We start from the raw sequence: 16,787 nt of genomic DNA, 5'->3' as shown, positions 1-16,787 counted from the left end.
TTTGTTTTTTATGTTTGTGAGTGCTTTCTTGTTCTGCTGTGTGGTGTGTGTTGTATTGTGTGGTTTATTGTTTTGTGGTTTTTGTTTTCAGGCGGAGGGCGGCATAGGGGATTTGGTACGGTTTGGGGGGTGCGGAGATGTGTATAAGGGACGGGGCCGGGGGGGGGGCGTCACCACGGCCTATCCGCCCGAACGAGGTTACCGGCGGGTAGCCCCCGCGCGGCCGGGAACAGCGGGTGAGAGACTGCCCGCGATCACCGGCGATGGGAGATGGCAACGTGGCCAGGGAACTGAACGAGGTCGGCGTCGTGGGGCTGGGCACCATGGGTGCCGGCATCGCGGAGGTGCTCGCGCGGGCGGGCCTGTCGGTCACCGCCGTCGAGGTGTCCGACGACGCGCTGGCGCGTGGCCGCGGCCACGTGGAGCAGTCCACCGACCGGGCGGTCGCCCGCGGCAAGCTGGACGCCGCCGACCGGGACGCGATCTTCGAGCGCATCCGTTTCAGCAACTCGCTGGAGGACCTGGCGAACGCCGAGCTGGTCATCGAGGCCGTGCCGGAGCGGATGGAGCTCAAGGCCGAGGTCTTCGCCAAGCTCGACAAGATCTGCCCGCCGGACACCATCCTGGCGACCAACACCTCGAGCCTCTCGGTCACCGAGCTCTCCGTCGTGACGGGCCGGCCGAGCAAGGTCATCGGCATGCACTTCTTCAACCCGGCCCCGGTCATGAAGCTGGTCGAGGTCGTGCAGACCGTCGTCACCGAGCCCTCCGTGGTGGAGGACGTCGAGGCGCTGGCCGACCGCCTGGGCAAGGTGGACGTCACGATCGGCGACCGCGCCGGCTTCATCGCCAACGCGCTGCTGTTCGGCTACCTCAACCACGCGGTCTCGATGTACGAGAACCGCTACGCCTCGCGCGAGGACATCGACGCGGCCATGCGGCTGGGCTGCGGCCTGCCCATGGGCCCGCTGGCGCTGATGGACCTCATCGGCATCGACACCGCCTACGAGATCCTCGACACGATGTACAAGCAGTCGCGCAACCGGCTGCACGCGCCCAGCCCGGTCATCAAGCAGATGATGACCGCCGGTCTGCTCGGCCGGAAGTCGGGCCGCGGCTTCTACAGCTACGCCGAGGCGGGCTCCGCCGACGTGGTCGACGACGCGCAGACCCCCGTGCCGGGCGGGGCCGCCGAGGGCGCCCGTCCCGTGCAGACCGTGGGCGTCGTCGGCTCGGGCACGATGGCCACCGGCATCATCGAGGTCGTCGCGAAGGGTGGCTACGAGGTCGTCTTCGTGGCCCGGGCGGCCGAGAAGGTCGAGGCCGTGAACAAGGCCCTGGCCAAGTCGCTGGAGAAGCAGGTGCAGCGCGGCCGGCTCGAGGAGTCCGCCCGCGACGAGATCCTCGCCCGGATCACCGGCACCACCTCGCTGGACGACCTCGCCGACCGCGACCTGGTCATCGAGGCCGTCGTCGAGTCGCTGCCGGTCAAGGAGGCGCTGTTCGCCAACCTCGGCGAGATCGTCAAGCCCGGCGCCGTGCTCGCCACGACCACCTCGAGCCTCCCGGTCATCGAGTGCGCCAAGGCCAGCGGCCGCCCGGCCGACGTCGTGGGCATGCACTTCTTCAACCCGGCGCAGGTCATGAAGCTGGTGGAGGTCGTCTCCACCATCTCCACCGCCCCCGACGTCGCCGCCACGATCCACGCGGTCTCGGCGAAGCTGAAGAAGCACGCCGTGTCCTGCACCGACCGGGCCGGCTTCATCGTGAACGCGCTGCTCTTCCCGTACCTGAACGACGCGGTGAAGATGCTCGAGGCGCACTACGCCACCGCCGACGACATCGACGCCGCCATGAAGGTCGGCTGCGGCTACCCGATGGGCCCCTTCGAGCTGCTCGACGTCGTCGGCCTGGACGTGTCGCTGGCGATCGAGCGGGAGCTCTACACCGAGTTCCGCGAGCCCGGCTTCGCCCCCGCTCCGCTGCTCGAGCACCTGGTCACCGCCGGCTACCTCGGCCGCAAGACCGGTCGCGGGTTCCGGGACTACGCCAGCCGCTGACGAGTGCCCCGTCGCCGTCCCCGGGCCGGCTCCCGACCTCAGGGTCGGGAGCCGGCCCGGCGCATGGAGACCGTCGAGGAGGCGTCCGACGGCGACTGGGTCGTGCGCACGCTGACCGGCTCGGCCACGGGCAAGACCTACCGCTGCCCGGGGTGCGACCAGGAGATCCGGCCCGGGACGCCGCACGTGGTCACCTGGCCGGCCTACGCGCGCGACTCGGACCTGGAGCCCTGGGACGTCGACTCCGCGGCCGACTGGCGCCGGCACTGGCACACGACCTGCTGGCGCTCCCGCGACCGCCGGCGCTAACCGGCGAGCACGGCGGAGACGACGACGTTGTCGCGGTAGCTGCCGCGCTCGCGGTCGAAGGGTCCGCCGCAGGTGATCAGCCGGAGCTCGGCCGCCGGGGTGGGGGCGTAAACCCGCTCGGCGGGGAAGGCGTCCTTGGCGTAGCGCTCGACGGCGGTGATCCGGAAGCGGGCCACGGTGCCGTCGACCCGGTCGACGAGCACGTCGGCGCCGACGGCGGCCGACCGTAGCCCGCTGAGAGCACCCGGACGGCCGGCCCAGTCGACGTGGCCGGTCAGGACGGCCGGACCGGGCTCCCCGGGACGCGGGCCGCCGGTGAACCACCCGGCGGTGCGTGCGTCGGCCGGCACGACCAGTGCGCCCCCGCCGTCCAGGCCGGTGCCGGCCAGGACGGCGTCGACCCCGACCGACGGGAGGCGCAGCCGGGCCGGGGCGGCGCTCTCGTCCCGGCGGTGGACCGCGGCGGAGCCGGCCGCGCTGAGGGTGGCGATCGTGCCGGTGAGCGCGCTGCCAGGGAGCCGTGGCCCGCCGCCGGCGTCCACGCCACCCACCGGGCGCACCGCCGGGCCCGTCGCGTCCACCACCGGCCGCAGCGTGGTCCCGCTGCCGGGCGGGTCGAGGACCAGGATCGTGACCACCGAGCCGGCGGCGAGGTCCAGCGGCACGTCGTCGCTCCCGCCGGTCACCGACGCGCCGTACCGTCCGCCCGGGACGGTCACCGGGTCGCCCACCTCGCCCGGGCGGAGGCTCGTGGCGAGCGCGGGGCCTCCGGTGATCGAGACGTCCACCGATGGTCGCGTCGTGGCGGCGAGGACCCGCACGCGGGCCGAGCCGGCCGGAGGAGGGGCGAGGTCGTCCTCGGTGACCGAGAGGGCGAGGTCGGCGAAGGCGCCACCGAGCACGACGGTGCGCACCTGCCCCGGTGCCACCTCGACTCGGGTCGAGAGCACCGGCGCCGTCGGAGAGCCGACGCCCCGGACGCTCACCGCACGGCTCCCGGGCGGCACCTCCCGGTAGGCGGTCACGTCGCCGTAGGCCACCGCCGGGGCGACGACGGGTCCGGGGTCGGTGAGCACCTGCCCCGGCTCTGCCACGGCGGTCAGCGACACGTCGACGGCCGGAGTGTCGGGGGAGAGGTGGGCGATCCGCAGCAGGCCCGGACGGGGCTCGTCGGCACGGGCGGGCGCGGGGAGGAGCAGGGCGCCCAGGACGGCGACGAGCGCCGTCAGGACAGCCGACAGCCGACCGTGGCCCTCCTGCACGGCCCCGCCGCGGGCGTGCGAGTGGCGGGGGGCAGGAGGGTCCTCTCTCAGGAGCGGCCCTGACCGACCGGCTGGTCGATCCCCTGCGTCGTCTCGGCCTGCGACGCGGCCGTCGAGCCGGTCGTGACGCCCGGGCGCGTCGGCAGGGGGAGCTGGCGGGTGGCCGGCTCGCCGGAGCGCTGGGTCGCCGCCGGGAAGGTGGCGGTCACCGGGTCGGTCCGGGTGGGCTGACGGGCCGCGGCGGCCTCGCTCTCCCCCCGGATGACCTGCACGGCGGGCTGCTGACCGGTCTGCGGCCCGGCGACCGGGGCCGGCGACTGCGCCACCGGCTGGGCGGCCGGAGCAGAGGCGGGCTGCGCCGCGTCGGCGGGCTGGGCCGGCTGCGGCGCGGAAACCTGCTGCTGTCCGGCGGGCGACGAGGAGGTCGCCGCGGCGGTACGGCGGGTGGCGTCCGCGTCGTCACGGTCCTGCTGGGCCCGGTCGCTGAGGTCGGGGAGGCCGTCCAGCAGGCGGCGGGCCGCGACCAGGCGCGAGGTGAGCTCGTCGCGGACGTCGCGGATGGCCTCGGCGCGCGCCTCGGCCTCGGCGACCAGCTGCGCCGCGTGCTGCTCGGCGGCCGAGATGCGCTGGCGGGCGGCCTGGGTGGAGACGCGCTCGCGCTCCTCCTCGACCCGGGCGGCCTCGGCGCGGCGGGCGCGCTGCGCGATGTCGAAGTCCTCCTCGACCTTGGCGCGGCGGGCCTGCGACTCGGCGTCGAGCCGGGCGACGCGCTCCTGCGCCTTGCCGACCAGCTCGTCGGCCCGGATCTGCGCCTTCTGGGCGATCTGCTCGGCGGTCTGGCGGGCCTCGGCGAGCATCCGCTCGACCTCGGCCTGACCGGCTGCGTGCCGCTCCAGCAGCGCGCGCTCCTCGGCCGCGGTCTGCTCGCGCACGGCCATCGCGTCGACCTCGGCGGCCCGGCGGATCTCGCCGGCCTCCTCCTCGGCCAGCTGCAGCATGTGCTGGATGCGCTCGCTGATGTTCTCGAAGGTCGGCGCTGCCTGGGTCGCAGCCTTGCGGCGCAGCGCCTCGATCTCGCCGTGCAGGGCGGACAGCTGACCGGCCATGTCCGCGGTCCGCGCGACGGCGGCGTCCCGGTCGGCGAGGGCGATGCGGAAATCCGCCTCGAGCCGCTCGATCGTCTCGGCCACCTGGCTGCGGTCGTACCCCCGCAGCACGACGTCGAACGAGTGCTGCGCCTCGTGCATCGGGAGATCACGGCGGGGGTCGGTCATGCAGTCATCCTCGCAGAAGGGGGAGGCGTCGTCACCGTCCCCCGGGATCCGGAGATCCCAGCTGCCCCCGCCGTCCCTGCTGACACGGGGAACAGGTGGATCCCGGTGGGGCCGGCGCGCGTGCCGGCCCCACCGGGAGGTGTCACAGACCGCGGAAGCGGTTGATCGCGTCGAGGTGCTTCTCGCGCTTGGCGGTGTCCTTGACGCCCAGGCCCTCCTCGGGGGCGAGGGTCAGGACGCCGACCTTGCCCTGGTGGGCGTTGCGGTGGACGTCGAGGGCGGCCTGGCCGACCTCCTCCATCGGGTACACCTTCGACAGGGTCGGGTGGATCAGGCCCTTGTCGATGAGCCGGTTGGCCTCCCACGCCTCCTTGTAGTTGGCGAAGTGGGAGCTGAGGATGTTCTTCAGGTTCATCCAGAGGTACCGGTTGTCGTACTGGTGCATGTAGCCGGTGGTCGAGGCGCAGGTGACGATCGTGCCGCCCTTCTTGGCCACGTAGACGCTGGCGCCGAAGGTCTCGCGGCCCGGGTGCTCGAAGACGATGTCGACGTCCTCGCCACCGGTCAGCTCACGGATCTTCTTGCCCAGGCGCTGCCACTCCTTGGGGTCCTGGGTGTGCTCGTCCTTCCAGAACTTGTAGCCCTCCGCGGAGCGGTCGATGATCAGCTCGGCGCCCATCTTGCGGACGATCTCGGCCTTCTCCGGGTTGCTCACGACGCACACCGGGATCGCGCCGCCGTTGAGGGCCATCTGGGTGGCGTAGGAGCCCAGCCCGCCCGAGGCGCCCCAGATGAGCACGGTGTCGCCCTGCTTCATGTTGGCGCCGTTGCGGCTGACCAGCTGGCGGTAGGCGGTGGAGTTGACCAGGCCCGGGCTGGCGGCCTCCTCCCAGGAGAGGTGGGCCGGCTTGGGCATGAGCTGGTTGCTCTTCACCAGGGCCATCTCGGCGAGCCCGCCGAAGTTGGTCTCGAAGCCCCAGATGCGCTGCTGCGGGTCCATCATCGTGTCGTCGTGACCGGCCGGGTCCTCGAGCTCCACCGAGAGGCAGTGCGCGACGACCTCGTCGCCCGGCTTCCACTTGTTCACGCCCGGACCCACGCGCAGCACCACGCCGGCGAGGTCGGAGCCCACGATGTGGTACGGCAGGTCGTGGCGCTTGGTCAGCTCGGAGAGGCGGCCGTAGCGCTCCAGGAACCCGAAGGTCGACACCGGCTCGAAGATCGACGTCCAGACGGTGTTGTAGTTCACCGAGGAGGCCATGACGGCCACGATCGCCTCGCCGGCGGCCAACTCCGGGGTGGCGACGTCCTGCACGTGCAGCGACTTGCGGGGGTCCTTGTCCTTGGTGGCCACCCCCTCGAACATGTCCTGCTCGTCCTTGCGCACCACCACGGCGCGGTAGGACTCCGGCACGGCGAGGCCGCCCAGAGCGTCCAGCTGGTCGGCGAGGATGGCGTCCCTGATCTCGTTCACGCGTACTCCCGGGTCGTGTGCGGCCGTCGTCGGCCGGGCTCGGAGGGCGGTGCGGTGGTGCAGGTGCGGGTGCGCAGAGGTTACCGGCCGGTAACCGCGCGGGTCACTGCGGTCGGTGCACGGGGCGCGCGGCCGGCTCGACGAGCTCGACGAGGACGCCGCCGGCGTCCTTGGGGTGGATGAAGTTGACCCGGCTGTCCGACGTCCCGCGCTTGGGCACGTCGTAGAGGAGCCGGAGCCCGCGCTCACGGAGGGTGGCGCTCACGGCGTCGACGTCCTCGACCCGGAAGGCCAGCTGCTGAAGGCCGGGACCGGAGCGGCCGATGAACTTGGCGATCGTCGACTCGGGCGTGAGCGGCGCGAGCAGCTGGATGCGGGTGTCGCCGTCGCCGACGGCCAGCATCGCCTCGCGGACGCCCTGCTCCTCGTTGGTCTCCTCGTGCACCGAGTGCACGCCGAACGCCTGGGCGTAGAAGGCGATCGCCTCGTCCAGGTCGGGCACGGCGATGCCCACGTGGTCGATGGTCGTGAAGAGCCCAGCGGGAAGACCCGTGGAGGCGGCGGTGTGATCGGCGTCGTTGGTGGTCACGCGGGCATCCTGCCGGTAAGACGTCTGAGACGACACCTGGATGTGGCACGGTTCACCGACGGGTGAGGCAACATCGCCGGACCGGGTGGCTCGTTGTCCCCGTCGTCCTATCCTGTTGGGCAGTTGGACCCGCGTTCGTGCGCGGGTCCGCCCTGTCGACACGGTCGCCAGCGTCGGCGGCCCAGCCACTGGAGGCTTCATGTCCCGCTCGGTCATCGTCAGCGGTGCTCGTACCCCGATGGGCCGGCTCCTCGGCTCGCTGAAGGACTTCTCGGCAGCCGACCTCGGTGGCGTCGCGATCAAGGCGGCGCTGGAGCGGGCCGGTATCTCCGGCGACCAGGTCGACTACGTGATCATGGGTCAGGTCATCCAGGCCGGCGCCGGGCAGAACCCCGCCCGCCCGGCCGCGGTCGCCGGTGGCATCCCCATGTCGGTCCCCTCGATCACCATCAACAAGGTGTGCCTCTCCGGCCTGTCCGCGATCGCGATGGCCGACCAGCTCATCCGCGCCGGCGAGTACGACATCGTCGTCGCCGGTGGCATGGAGTCGATGACCCAGGCCCCGCACATCCTCGCCAACTCGCGCACCGGCACGAAGTACGGCGACACCAAGCTGATCGACGCGATGGCGCACGACGGCCTCTCGGACACCTTCGACCAGGTGGCGATGGGTGTGCTGACCGAGCAGGCCAACAGCCGCTACGACCTGACCCGCGAGGAGCAGGACGAGTTCGCGGCGGCCAGCCACCAGAAGGCGGCGCGCGCGCACAAGGACGGCGTGTTCGCCGAGGCCCTCACCCCGGTCTACATCCCGCAGCGCAAGGGCGACCCGATCGAGTTCACCGAGGACGAGGGCATCCGCCCCGACACCACGGCGGCGAGCCTGGCCAAGCTGAAGCCGGCCTTCGCCAAGGACGGCACGATCACCGCCGGAACCGCGTCGCAGATCTCCGACGGCGCCTGCGCGGTCGTGGTCATGAGCGCGGCGAAGGCCGCCGAGCTGGGCATCGAGCCCATCGCCGAGATCGGCGCGCACGGTGTCGTCGCCGGGCCGGACGCCACGCTGCAGAGCCAGCCGTCGCGGGCCATCCAGAAGGCCTGCCAGCGCGAGGGCATCGACCCGAAGGACCTGGACGTCGTCGAGCTCAACGAGGCCTTCGCCGCGGTCGGCATCGTCTCCACCCGCGAGCTGGGCATCGACCCCGAGAAGGTCAACCCCAACGGTGGCGCCATCGCCCTGGGCCACCCGGTCGGCATGAGCGGTGCCCGCGTCGTCCTGGACGTCGCGCTCGAGCTGCGGCGTCGCGGGGCCAAGGTCGGCGCCGCCGCGCTGTGCGGTGGCGGTGGTCAGGGCGACGCCCTCATCCTGCACGCGCCCACCAAGGCGTGACGGACGGCACCGCCGTCCAGACCGACGCCCCCGCCGCTCCCCAGGGAAGGCGGGGGCGTCGCTCCGTCGACGTCCCCACCCTCGTCGAGCGCGCCCGCGAGGGCGATGCCCGGTCGGTGGCGCGGCTGATCTCCCTGGTGGAGGACGCCAGCCCCGCGCTGCGCGACGTCGCGGCCGCGCTCGCCCCGCACACCGGCAAGGCCCAGGTCATCGGCCTGACCGGGTCCCCGGGCGTCGGCAAGTCGACGTCGACGACGGCGCTGGTGCGCGCGCTGCGGCAGTCCGGCAAGCGGGTCGGCGTGCTCGCCGTCGACCCCTCCTCGCCGTTCTCCGGCGGTGCGCTGCTCGGTGACCGGGTGCGGATGCAGGACCACGCCGGCGACAGCGGTGTCTTCATCCGGTCCATGGCCTCGCGCGGGCACCTCGGCGGGCTCTCCTGGGCGACCCCCCAGGCGCTGCGGGTGCTCGACGCCGCGGGCTGCGACGTCGTGCTGATCGAGACCGTCGGCGTGGGCCAGTCGGAGCTGGAGATCGCCTCGTTGGCCGACACCACTCTGGTGCTCGTGGCCCCGGGCATGGGCGACGGCATCCAGGCGGCCAAGGCCGGCATCCTCGAGGTCGCCGACGTCTTCGTCGTGAACAAGGCCGACCGGGACGGCGCGGACCAGACCGTTCGCGATCTGCGGTACATGCAGTCGTTGGGCGGTCGGCACTCCGAGGCCGGGAACTGGCGCCCGCCGATCTGCCGCACCGTCGCCTCGCGGGACACCGACAACGGGGTCGACGACGTGCTGGCCAAGATCGAGGAGCACCGCGGCTGGTTGGAGTCCACGGGCGAGGGTCGCCGTCGGCGCGCCGAGCGGGCAGCCCGCGAGATCGAGGCGATCGCACTGGCCACCCTGCGCGAGCGCATCGGTGACATCCGGGGCTCGGCGGCACTGGAGTCCCTGGCCGGCCAGGTGGTCGACGGGACGACCGATCCCTACCGGGCGGCGGACGACCTGCTCGCGCAGCTCTAGCGCGCCGGCGATCCCGCGACCGTCGCGGCGGGTGCGTCGGTCCGCCGGAGCCGGGCGGCCAGTCGCTCCCACGGCAGGATCGACAGGATCGCCACGCAGTGCGGCAGGAAGATGATCGTCACGCCGGCGAACACCATGACGTGGAAGCCGAGCAGGAAGAGCACCAGCCCGATCCGCGCCCGATCGCTGCGGACCAGCAGCATCAGCGGGGCGAGGAACTCCAGGGCGAGCATCGCCCACTGCGCCGTCGACAGCAGCCACGGCAGCTCGAGGGTCCAGTCCGACAGCGGCGTGCCCCGGCGGAGGACCGCGCGGGTCAGCGTGGAACCGGTCGGCCAGTCCCAGCCGCCGAAGCGGATCTTCGCCCAGGCGGCGAGGAAGTACGTGAGCATGACGGTGATCAGGACGGCGGCCATCGCCCAGCCGGCCGCCTCCGACGAACGGCGGTCGCGCAGCCGGGCCCGGCCGATCGTCGGCAGCACGGCCAGCGCCACCAGGAAGGCGATCCGGTCGTGGTCGACCTTGCCGTAGCTCATCGCGATGACCATCCACTCCCCGTAGAGGAGGAAGACGGCGGCGCCGAGGATGCGTGGCGCCCGACCGGTGGCGGCGGCCAGCGCGGCGAGCACGAGGGCCCACTGCACGACCACCACCACGGTCTGGGTGGGGGTGGGCAGGTGCAGCAGCCGGCCGACGAGCAGCGGCTGGTACCACTCGACGGGGACGGAGGCGTGCGCCCGGACCCAGGCCGTGGTGAGGAAGACGTCGATCGGGATGAACAGGTAGGCGATCACCCGGAAGACGGCGATGCGCGCGAGCGGGACCGGCCGGAAGAACCAGCGGCCCAGGGCGCCGGTCGGAGGAGTCGTGGCGGTCATGCTCCGTCGTCCTCCAGCAGGTATTCGACCAGCACGCTGTCGGTGAACTCGCCGGTCCGCCGGCCGTCGGCGAGCGGGAACCGGCGCTGGACGACCTGCACCGCTACGAGCTCGGGTGCGGTCGGGTGGCGCTCGACGTAGGCGTCGGCCAGCAGTCCCAGCAGCTCGGGCTCCTCCTGGAGCCGGTCGAGCTGTCCCTCGAACTCCGCGCGCCGCAGGCCCACCTCGCCGCCCGACAGCCGGATCTCCTGGCCCGTAGGGGTGAGCGCGACGGTGCGGGTGGAGACCACCGCGGCGTTCGGGTCGGCCCGGGTCGAGTACATGCGGAAGGGACCGAAGGGGAAGTCGTCGTCGTCGCCCCACACGGTCCCGGCGAGCAGGAGCGCGAGCACGATGCCGGCGGCGGACAGCCGCCAGCTGCGTCCCGTCGCGGTCAGCCGCGACGGCTCGGGCTCCGTCTGCTGGTCCGGGACGGTCGGGAGGGCTGGCACGCGAGCCAGGGTAGGACCGGTGCGCGCCCGGCCGGCTCATGTCGCGCCCCCGGCCGCACCGGGTGGCCCACGATCCCCAGCCGACACAGCGTGGCCGTCCGTGTGAGGATCGAGCGATGAGCGGGACGGCTGGACGACCGAATGCTGTCGTGGTCGGCGCGGGCCCCAACGGCCTCGCCGCCGCACTGCGGATGGCCGCCGCGGGCCTGCGCGTGCAGGTGGTGGACGCGGGCGACAAGCCCGGCGGCGGCATGCGAACCGAGGAGCTGATCCGGCCGGGCTTCCACCACGACGTCTGCTCGACAGTGCAGCCCATGGCCGCGGCCGCGCCGTTCTTCCGCGAATTCGACCCGGAGAGCCGCGGCGTCCGCTTCGTGCACCCGGAGATCAACTTCGCCCACCCCCTGGACGGCGGAGGGGCGGCGCTGTCGTTCCGGTCGCTGGAGCAGACGGCGGCCGGTCTCGGCGCCGATGCCGCGGCCTACCGCCGCCTGTTCGAGCCGCTGGTCGCGCACGGCACCGACGTCATCGACTTCTTCCTCTCCAGCCGGCTGCGCTCGCTGCCCACGAAGAGCGTTCCGCAGGTCGTGAAGTTCGCCCTGACCGGCCTGCCCAACGTGCGCTGGCTGTCGCACCGGTACTTCGAGACCACGGAGGGGCGGGCGCTCGTCGCAGGGGCCGGCGCGCACGGGATGCTCGACCTCACCCAGCCGTTGACCTCCGCCCTGGGCATGCTGCTGGCGATGCTGTCCCACCACGTCGGGTGGCCGCTGATCGAGGGAGGGTCGCAGAAGCTCGCCGACGCGATGGTGACCGCGCTCGAGCAGCAGGGCGGGGAGGTCGTCACCGGGCACCGGGTCACCGATCTGCGCGAGTTCGAGGGCGTGCCGGCCGTCCTGCTCGACACCACGCCCGAGGACTTCGTGACCATGGCGGGGGACCGGCTGAACGAGGGCTACCGCCGCTGGGTGCGCCGGTACAAGCACGGCGCGGGCGTCTTCAAGATCGACTGGATCCTGTCCGAGCCCGTGCCGTGGACCAACCCCGAGGCGCGCCGGGCGGGCACCCTGCACGTCGCCGGCGACGTGGACGAGACGATCGCCGGCGAGCGGGCGCCGAACGAGGGGCGCTTCACCGACAGGCCCTACGTGCTCGCCGTCCAGCCGACCGTGCCCGACCCGACGCGGGCGCCCGAGGGCGGGCACATCTTCTGGGCGTACGTGCACGTCCCGCACGGCGCCGACGTCGACATGACGGCGGCGATCGAGAACCAGATCGAGCGGTTCGCGCCGGGCTTCAAGGACACGATCGTCGAGCGGCACACGAAGAACGCCGTCCAGATGGAGCAGTGGAACCCCAGCTACCTGGGCGGCGACATCTCCAACGGCCAGGCGACGCTGCGGCAGATGCTGGCCCGGCCGGTGCCGCGGTGGAACACCTACCGGACACCGGTGAAGGGCGTGTACATGGCATCCGCGGCGACCCCGCCGGGGCCGGCCGTGCACGGCATGTGTGGTGACCTCGCGGCGCGGACCGCCCTGCGCGACGTCTTCGGCCTGCGGCACGTGCCGCCGCTGCGGCCGGCACCCGCCGCGTAGCGGGCGCCGGCCGCGCCGGATCAGGCGATGCGGCGAGCGGTGTTGTAGCCGGCCATGTCGACGCTCGTGTACTCCACGCCCGTCGACTCGGTGCCGGCGTGGATGATCTGGCCGTCGCCGGCGTAGATGCCGACGTGGCTGATCGGGTCGTAGTAGAAGACCAGGTCGCCGGGCTGCAGGTCGGCGCGGGCGACCGGGCTGCCGACCGTGGCCTGGTCGGCGCTGCGGCGGGGCAGCTCGATGCCCGCGGCGCGGTAGGCATGCAGGGTCAGGCCCGAGCAGTCGTAGGCGTCGGGGCCCTCGGCGCCGTACTGGTAGGCCTTGCCGACCTGCGCACGGGCGTCGTCGACGGCGGCCTGCGCGGCGGCGGTGGGAGCAGGGGCCGACGTGGCGGCCGGCGTGGGCTCCGCGGCGGACGCCGTCACGGGCGACAGCGTGAGGGTCAGGGTGGCGGCGGCACCGGTGAACAGGCCGGCACCGAGGCGGCGCAGGGTCGGGCGAGTGGTCACCACGAGGTGGCTCTCCTTCCGTTCGTCCGCCGCGGCGGGTCGCGGGCACGGCACGGCACGACTCGGCGCGGGGCTCGGTGTGGGTGCAATGTGCTCGCGCTCCGGGCGGGCCCTCGATGGGGGCACACCGCGCCGGGGCTGCGGCGGTACCGGTTCCGGGGCCACCCTCGTCGGGCGACGACCACCCGGCCGGCTCCTCCACCGTAGGAACCGACTCGGCGGCCCACAACCCGGCGGTCGCCATGTCGAGGAGTCGAGGTGTCGACATGTCGCCCCACGCCTGGGAATACGGCCCCTCGAATGTCGTGCGTCACATCGAGACGGCGAACACGCCGCGCACGAGGGCACCGGTCACCGGATCCGGGCGGGATCTCGATGCGACCGCCCCTCCGATCCGGGCGAGCGTGAGATCCGGACGGCGGAGATCGGCAGCCGTGACGGACAGGACCGCCCAGCCCGCCGCGGTCAGACCGTTGAGGCGTTGCCTGTCGCCGCGGAACTGGCCTGCTTCGCCGTGCCGGGTGCCGTCGTACTCGAGCGCGAGACGGAGCTCCGGCCAGCCGAAGTCGACCCGGGCGACGAACTGTTCGCCGTCCCGGATGCGGTGCCGAGCTACGGGGTCCGGGATGTCCGAACGGATCAGGAGTCGCAGTCGAGTCTCCTGTGGCGATCCCGCCAGGCCGTCGGCGAGTGCCGCTACCGTCCGGATCCGGCGGCAGTCCGCCCGGTCGCGACGGCGGCGGCTGTCCGGACCTCGTCGAGGAACACGAGACCGGGACGCATGAACTGGTCGAGGGCGACGACGGCGTCGTCCACGGGACGGACCCGGGCGAGGTCGAGGGCGGTTCGCAGCGGCCTGGTGACCGGCGCGCCCTGTCGTCGGGTCACCTCGGGCGGTGCCAGGGCCCGTCTGGTGACGACCAGGCCGGTGGAGGACGTCGTCCCGGATATCGACGGGATCTTGCACTCGACCGCGTCCTCGGGCCGGCCGGCTCGACTCCCCACAGCGTCGCGGCCGAGCGGCCGCACGCGACCGTGCCGGGGAGGGACGCGCAGCCGTGGACATCGGGGAACAGGCGGCGCCAGGCGGAGCTGTACAGCTGGTGGCGCGTGAGATGACCGGCAGTCATCGCCTCGGACCCGCGGGCGAGGGAGCCGCGCAGCTCGGGCGGTCGGTGGGGCGGCGAGGCATCCCAACACCATCGCCGACCGAGCTCCTCGCGATCCCGTTCGTCTACAGGTCGGTGGCGAGATGGGCGGAAAGCCGGAGTCCCGAGCGGGTGGGACCGGGTCACCGGGAATCTCGGTGGTGGGGTACGCCCGGTAGCGTCCGCGGCATGGTCCGACCGCTGGGGCTGCCGTTCGACCCGATCGAGCGCGCCGGGGAGACGTGGGAGAAGCACTTCGGCCCGTCGTCGGCCATGCGCGCGGCCACGTCGGTCTTCCGGGTCCAGCAGATCCTGCTCGCCCGCTTCGACGACGCCCTGCGTCCGCTGGAGCTCACGTTCGCCCGGTACGAGGTCCTCGTCCTGCTGACCTTCAGCCGGCTCGGCGAGCTGCCGCTGAAGGTAATTGGGAGCCGGCTGATGGTGCACCCGACCAGCGTCACCAACGCCATCGACCGGCTGGTGGCGGCCGGCTACGTGGACCGGCGGCCGAACCCCGCCGACGGTCGCGGGGTGCTGGCGGCGATCACTGAGCGCGGCCGCGCCGTCGTCGAGGAGGGCACGCGGGCGCTGACCGAGCAGGACTTCGGGCTCGCCGACCTCTCGCCCGACGAGCACGAGGCGTTGTTCACGACGCTGCGCCGGGTCCGACTGGGCGCCGGCGACGTCGCCCCGCCGGAGGGGACCTCGGGGTGACCGTCGACACATGATAGTTGGACGTCCTACTATCTCGGCATGACCCAGGACGCCCGGCAGCGGTGGCAGCAGCGGTACGACGCGGCACTGGCCGCCGGGCGGGTGCGGGACGCCGACTTCACGACCCTGTCCGGCGTCGAGGTCGCACCGGTCTACGGCCCCGCCGACGAGTCAGCGGTGGAGGGCTTCGACCGGATCGGCTATCCCGGGTCGTTCCCCTTCACGCGGGGACTGCACGCCACCGGCTACCGCGGCCGGGCCTGGACCATCCGGCAGTTCGCCGGCTTCGGCAACGCGAAGCAGACCAACGAGCGCTACAAGATGATCCTGGCCGAGGGTGGCGGCGGCCTGTCGGTCGCCTTCGACATGCCCACGCTCATGGGCCGGGACTCCGACGACCCGCGGGCGTTGGGCGAGGTCGGGCACTGCGGCGTCGCGATCGACACCGCGGCCGACATGGACGTGCTCTTCGACGGCATCGACCTCGAGGCCACGACGACGTCGATGACCATCAGCGGCCCCGCCGTCCCCGTCTTCTGCATGTACCTGGTCGCCGCCGAGCGCCAGGGCGCGGACATCGGGAAGCTCAACGGCACGCTGCAGACCGACATCTTCAAGGAGTACATCGCGCAGAAGGAGTGGCTCTTCGCCCCCGAGCCGCACCTGCGCCTGATCGGCGACCTCATGGAGTACTGCGCCGAGCACATCCCGGCCTACAAGCCCATCAGCGTCTCCGGCTACCACATCCGCGAGGCCGGCTCGACCGCCGCGCAGGAGCTCGCGTACACGCTGGCCGACGGCTTCGCCTACGTGGAGCTGGGTCTGTCGCGCGGCCTGGACGTCGACACCTTCGCGCCCGGCCTCTCCTTCTTCTTCGACGCGCACATCGACTTCTTCGAGGAGATCGCCAAGTTCCGCGCCGCCCGCCGGATCTGGGCCCGCTGGCTGCGCGACGTGTACGGGGCGAAGACCGAGAAGGCCCAGCAACTGCGCTTCCACACCCAGACTGCCGGGGTGAGCCTCACCGCCCAGCAGCCGGACAACAACATCACCCGGACGGCGATCGAGGCGCTCTCCGCCGTCCTCGGCGGCACCCAGTCGCTGCACACGAACGCCCTCGACGAGGTGCTCGCGCTGCCCAGCGCCAAGGCCGCCCAGATCGCGCTGCGCACCCAGCAGGTGATCGCCGAGGAGACCGGCGTCCTGAACGTCGCCGACCCGCTCGGCGGCAGCTGGTACGTCGAGGCGCTCACCGACGACATCGAGCGGCAGGCGGAGGAGATCTTCACCCGCATCCGCGATATGGGCACCGACGGCACGATCACCGCCGGCATCCTGCGCGGCATCGAGGACGGCTGGTTCACCGGCGAGATCGCGGAGGCGGCGTTCGTCTACCAGCGGGCGCTGGAGAAGGGCGACAAGAAGGTCGTCGGCGTCAACACCCTGACCGGCTCGGTCGACGCCCACGACAAGCTGGAGATCCTCCGGGTCAGCCACCAGGTGGAGATCGACCAGAAGGCCGAGCTCGCGGCACGGCGTCATCAGCGGGACGACGCCGCCGCGCGGGCCGCCGTCGCCCGCATGGTCGAGGTCGCCCGCACCGGCTACAACATGGTGCCGGCGATGCTCGACGCCGTCCGCGCCGAGGCCTCGCTGGGCGAGATCTGCGACGCACTGCGCGCCGAGTGGGGCACCTACACCGAGCCCGCCCGGTTCTGACGCACCTCACGGGCACCATGCCCGCATGGGCGATCAAGCGAGCTGCACCACGCCGACGACTACGTCGAGCTGCCCGTCCCCTGCATCGGACGAGCCCGGCGCTTCCACGAGGAGTCGTTCGGCTGGACGTTCACCGGCTTCGACCCGGAGTGCGCCGGGTTCCGCACCCCGGGCCGCGAGCGGGAGGCCGGCGGGCTCGCAGCCCCGGCCCCGACACGCCCGGGCCCCCGGTGGGATGATCGAGGTCATGCAGCTGTCTAGTATTCACATCTGACCCCGCCGACGAAAGAACCCATCGAAAACTCCGTGGGTGCTTCAATATCCATCAAACAAATCAAGAACATCATCAATTC

The 16,787-nt window shown here is 72.4% G+C and carries 15 protein-coding genes; 7 read left to right on the top strand and 8 right to left on the bottom strand.

Going from position 1 to position 16,787, the window contains the following annotated elements; genetic code table 11:
- Nucleotides 1–278: 278 nt before the first annotated feature.
- Together C5508_RS16080 and C5508_RS16075 are read left to right on the top strand one after the other, a co-directional pair.
- The gene (locus C5508_RS16080; RefSeq protein WP_104525952.1) at nucleotides 279–2,060 is read left to right on the top strand and encodes a 3-hydroxyacyl-CoA dehydrogenase family protein; all 1,782 of its coding nucleotides are present in this window, start codon (nucleotides 279–281) and stop codon (nucleotides 2,058–2,060) included.
- Nucleotides 2,061–2,123: 63 nt separating this feature from the next.
- Nucleotides 2,124–2,369 carry a hypothetical protein gene (locus C5508_RS16075; RefSeq protein ID WP_198598129.1) on the top strand — a complete coding sequence of 82 codons (246 nt, stop codon included), beginning with the start codon at nucleotides 2,124–2,126 and terminating at the stop codon, nucleotides 2,367–2,369.
- Here the strand turns inward: C5508_RS16075 and C5508_RS16070 are convergent.
- From C5508_RS16070 to mce, 4 genes are all read right to left on the bottom strand, one after another.
- Nucleotides 2,366–3,631: a class F sortase gene (locus C5508_RS16070; protein WP_104525950.1), complete on the bottom strand. Its 1,266-nt coding sequence runs from the start codon at nucleotides 3,629–3,631 to the stop codon at nucleotides 2,366–2,368. The two genes, C5508_RS16075 and C5508_RS16070, sit on opposite strands and share 4 nt — an antisense overlap.
- 47 nt (nucleotides 3,632–3,678) lie before the next feature.
- Entirely contained in the window at nucleotides 3,679–4,905 is a 1,227-nt protein-coding gene (locus C5508_RS16065; protein WP_232797200.1) for a coiled-coil domain-containing protein, read from the bottom strand.
- 142 nt (nucleotides 4,906–5,047) lie between these two features.
- A complete protein-coding gene (ccrA, locus tag C5508_RS16060) occupies nucleotides 5,048–6,379 on the bottom strand; it encodes a crotonyl-CoA carboxylase/reductase (RefSeq protein ID WP_104525949.1) in 1,332 nt (443 codons plus the stop codon).
- A gap of 103 nt (nucleotides 6,380–6,482) precedes the next feature.
- The gene (gene mce / locus C5508_RS16055; RefSeq protein ID WP_104525948.1) at nucleotides 6,483–6,968 is read right to left on the bottom strand and encodes a methylmalonyl-CoA epimerase; all 486 of its coding nucleotides are present in this window, start codon (nucleotides 6,966–6,968) and stop codon (nucleotides 6,483–6,485) included.
- Nucleotides 6,969–7,167: 199 nt separating this feature from the next.
- Here mce and C5508_RS16050 point away from each other — a divergent pair, with 199 nt between their 5' ends.
- Together C5508_RS16050 and meaB are read left to right on the top strand one after the other, a co-directional pair.
- Entirely contained in the window at nucleotides 7,168–8,358 is a 1,191-nt protein-coding gene (locus C5508_RS16050) for an acetyl-CoA C-acetyltransferase (protein ID WP_104525947.1), read from the top strand.
- Nucleotides 8,355–9,377 carry a methylmalonyl Co-A mutase-associated GTPase MeaB gene (gene meaB / locus C5508_RS16045; RefSeq protein WP_104525946.1) on the top strand — a complete coding sequence of 341 codons (1,023 nt, stop codon included), beginning with the start codon at nucleotides 8,355–8,357 and terminating at the stop codon, nucleotides 9,375–9,377. Before C5508_RS16050 ends, meaB begins: the two co-directional genes overlap by 4 nt.
- Here the strand turns inward: meaB and C5508_RS16040 are convergent.
- Nucleotides 9,374–10,255, bottom strand: coding sequence for an HTTM domain-containing protein (locus C5508_RS16040; RefSeq protein ID WP_104525945.1), 882 nt, complete (start codon nucleotides 10,253–10,255; stop codon nucleotides 9,374–9,376). The two genes, meaB and C5508_RS16040, sit on opposite strands and share 4 nt — an antisense overlap.
- On the bottom strand, nucleotides 10,252–10,746 hold the full coding sequence (locus tag C5508_RS16035; RefSeq protein ID WP_232797199.1) for a hypothetical protein: 495 nt from the start codon (nucleotides 10,744–10,746) through the stop codon (nucleotides 10,252–10,254). Before C5508_RS16035 ends, C5508_RS16040 begins: the two co-directional genes overlap by 4 nt.
- A 116-nt stretch (nucleotides 10,747–10,862) precedes the next feature.
- On the opposite strand from C5508_RS16035, the gene C5508_RS16030 reads away from it, so the two are divergent.
- Nucleotides 10,863–12,344, top strand: a complete 1,482-nt coding sequence (locus tag C5508_RS16030) for a phytoene desaturase family protein (RefSeq protein WP_104525944.1) — start codon at nucleotides 10,863–10,865, stop codon at nucleotides 12,342–12,344.
- 20 nt (nucleotides 12,345–12,364) lie between these two features.
- Here the strand turns inward: C5508_RS16030 and C5508_RS20395 are convergent, their stop codons facing one another.
- Together C5508_RS20395 and C5508_RS20020 are read right to left on the bottom strand one after the other, a co-directional pair.
- Nucleotides 12,365–12,856 carry a C40 family peptidase gene (locus C5508_RS20395; RefSeq protein WP_232797198.1) on the bottom strand — a complete coding sequence of 164 codons (492 nt, stop codon included), beginning with the start codon at nucleotides 12,854–12,856 and terminating at the stop codon, nucleotides 12,365–12,367.
- Between the two features lie 693 nt (nucleotides 12,857–13,549).
- The gene (locus C5508_RS20020; protein WP_198598128.1) at nucleotides 13,550–13,741 is read right to left on the bottom strand and encodes a hypothetical protein; all 192 of its coding nucleotides are present in this window, start codon (nucleotides 13,739–13,741) and stop codon (nucleotides 13,550–13,552) included.
- 449 nt (nucleotides 13,742–14,190) lie between these two features.
- Here C5508_RS20020 and C5508_RS16015 point away from each other — a divergent pair, with 449 nt between their 5' ends.
- Both C5508_RS16015 and C5508_RS16010 read left to right on the top strand, forming a co-directional pair.
- The gene (locus C5508_RS16015; RefSeq protein ID WP_104525941.1) at nucleotides 14,191–14,715 is read left to right on the top strand and encodes a MarR family winged helix-turn-helix transcriptional regulator; all 525 of its coding nucleotides are present in this window, start codon (nucleotides 14,191–14,193) and stop codon (nucleotides 14,713–14,715) included.
- A gap of 39 nt (nucleotides 14,716–14,754) precedes the next feature.
- Nucleotides 14,755–16,434, top strand: coding sequence for an acyl-CoA mutase large subunit family protein (locus tag C5508_RS16010; protein ID WP_104525940.1), 1,680 nt, complete (start codon nucleotides 14,755–14,757; stop codon nucleotides 16,432–16,434).
- Nucleotides 16,435–16,787: the final 353 nt, after the last annotated feature.

The sequence above is a fragment of the Blastococcus atacamensis genome, from assembly GCF_002938425.1.
GTDB classification, from domain to species: Bacteria; Actinomycetota; Actinomycetes; order Mycobacteriales; family Geodermatophilaceae; genus Blastococcus; species Blastococcus atacamensis.
This window is presented reverse-complemented; position numbering and strand designations above follow the sequence as displayed.

What these genes read in the sequence shown, in the direction of transcription:
- C5508_RS16010 (WP_104525940.1), top strand. Translation starts at nt 14,755, where the DNA reads ATGACCCAGGACGCCCGGCAGCGGTGGCAGCAGCGGTACGACGCGGCA.
- C5508_RS16015 (WP_104525941.1), top strand. Translation starts at nt 14,191, where the DNA reads ATGGTCCGACCGCTGGGGCTGCCGTTCGACCCGATCGAGCGCGCCGGG.
- C5508_RS16040 (WP_104525945.1), bottom strand. Translation starts at nt 10,255, where the DNA reads ATGACCGCCACGACTCCTCCGACCGGCGCCCTGGGCCGCTGGTTCTTC.
- C5508_RS16030 (WP_104525944.1), top strand. Translation starts at nt 10,863, where the DNA reads ATGAGCGGGACGGCTGGACGACCGAATGCTGTCGTGGTCGGCGCGGGC.
- C5508_RS16075 (WP_198598129.1), top strand. Translation starts at nt 2,124, where the DNA reads ATGGAGACCGTCGAGGAGGCGTCCGACGGCGACTGGGTCGTGCGCACG.
- C5508_RS16050 (WP_104525947.1), top strand. Translation starts at nt 7,168, where the DNA reads ATGTCCCGCTCGGTCATCGTCAGCGGTGCTCGTACCCCGATGGGCCGG.
- C5508_RS16065 (WP_232797200.1), bottom strand. Translation starts at nt 4,905, where the DNA reads ATGACCGACCCCCGCCGTGATCTCCCGATGCACGAGGCGCAGCACTCG.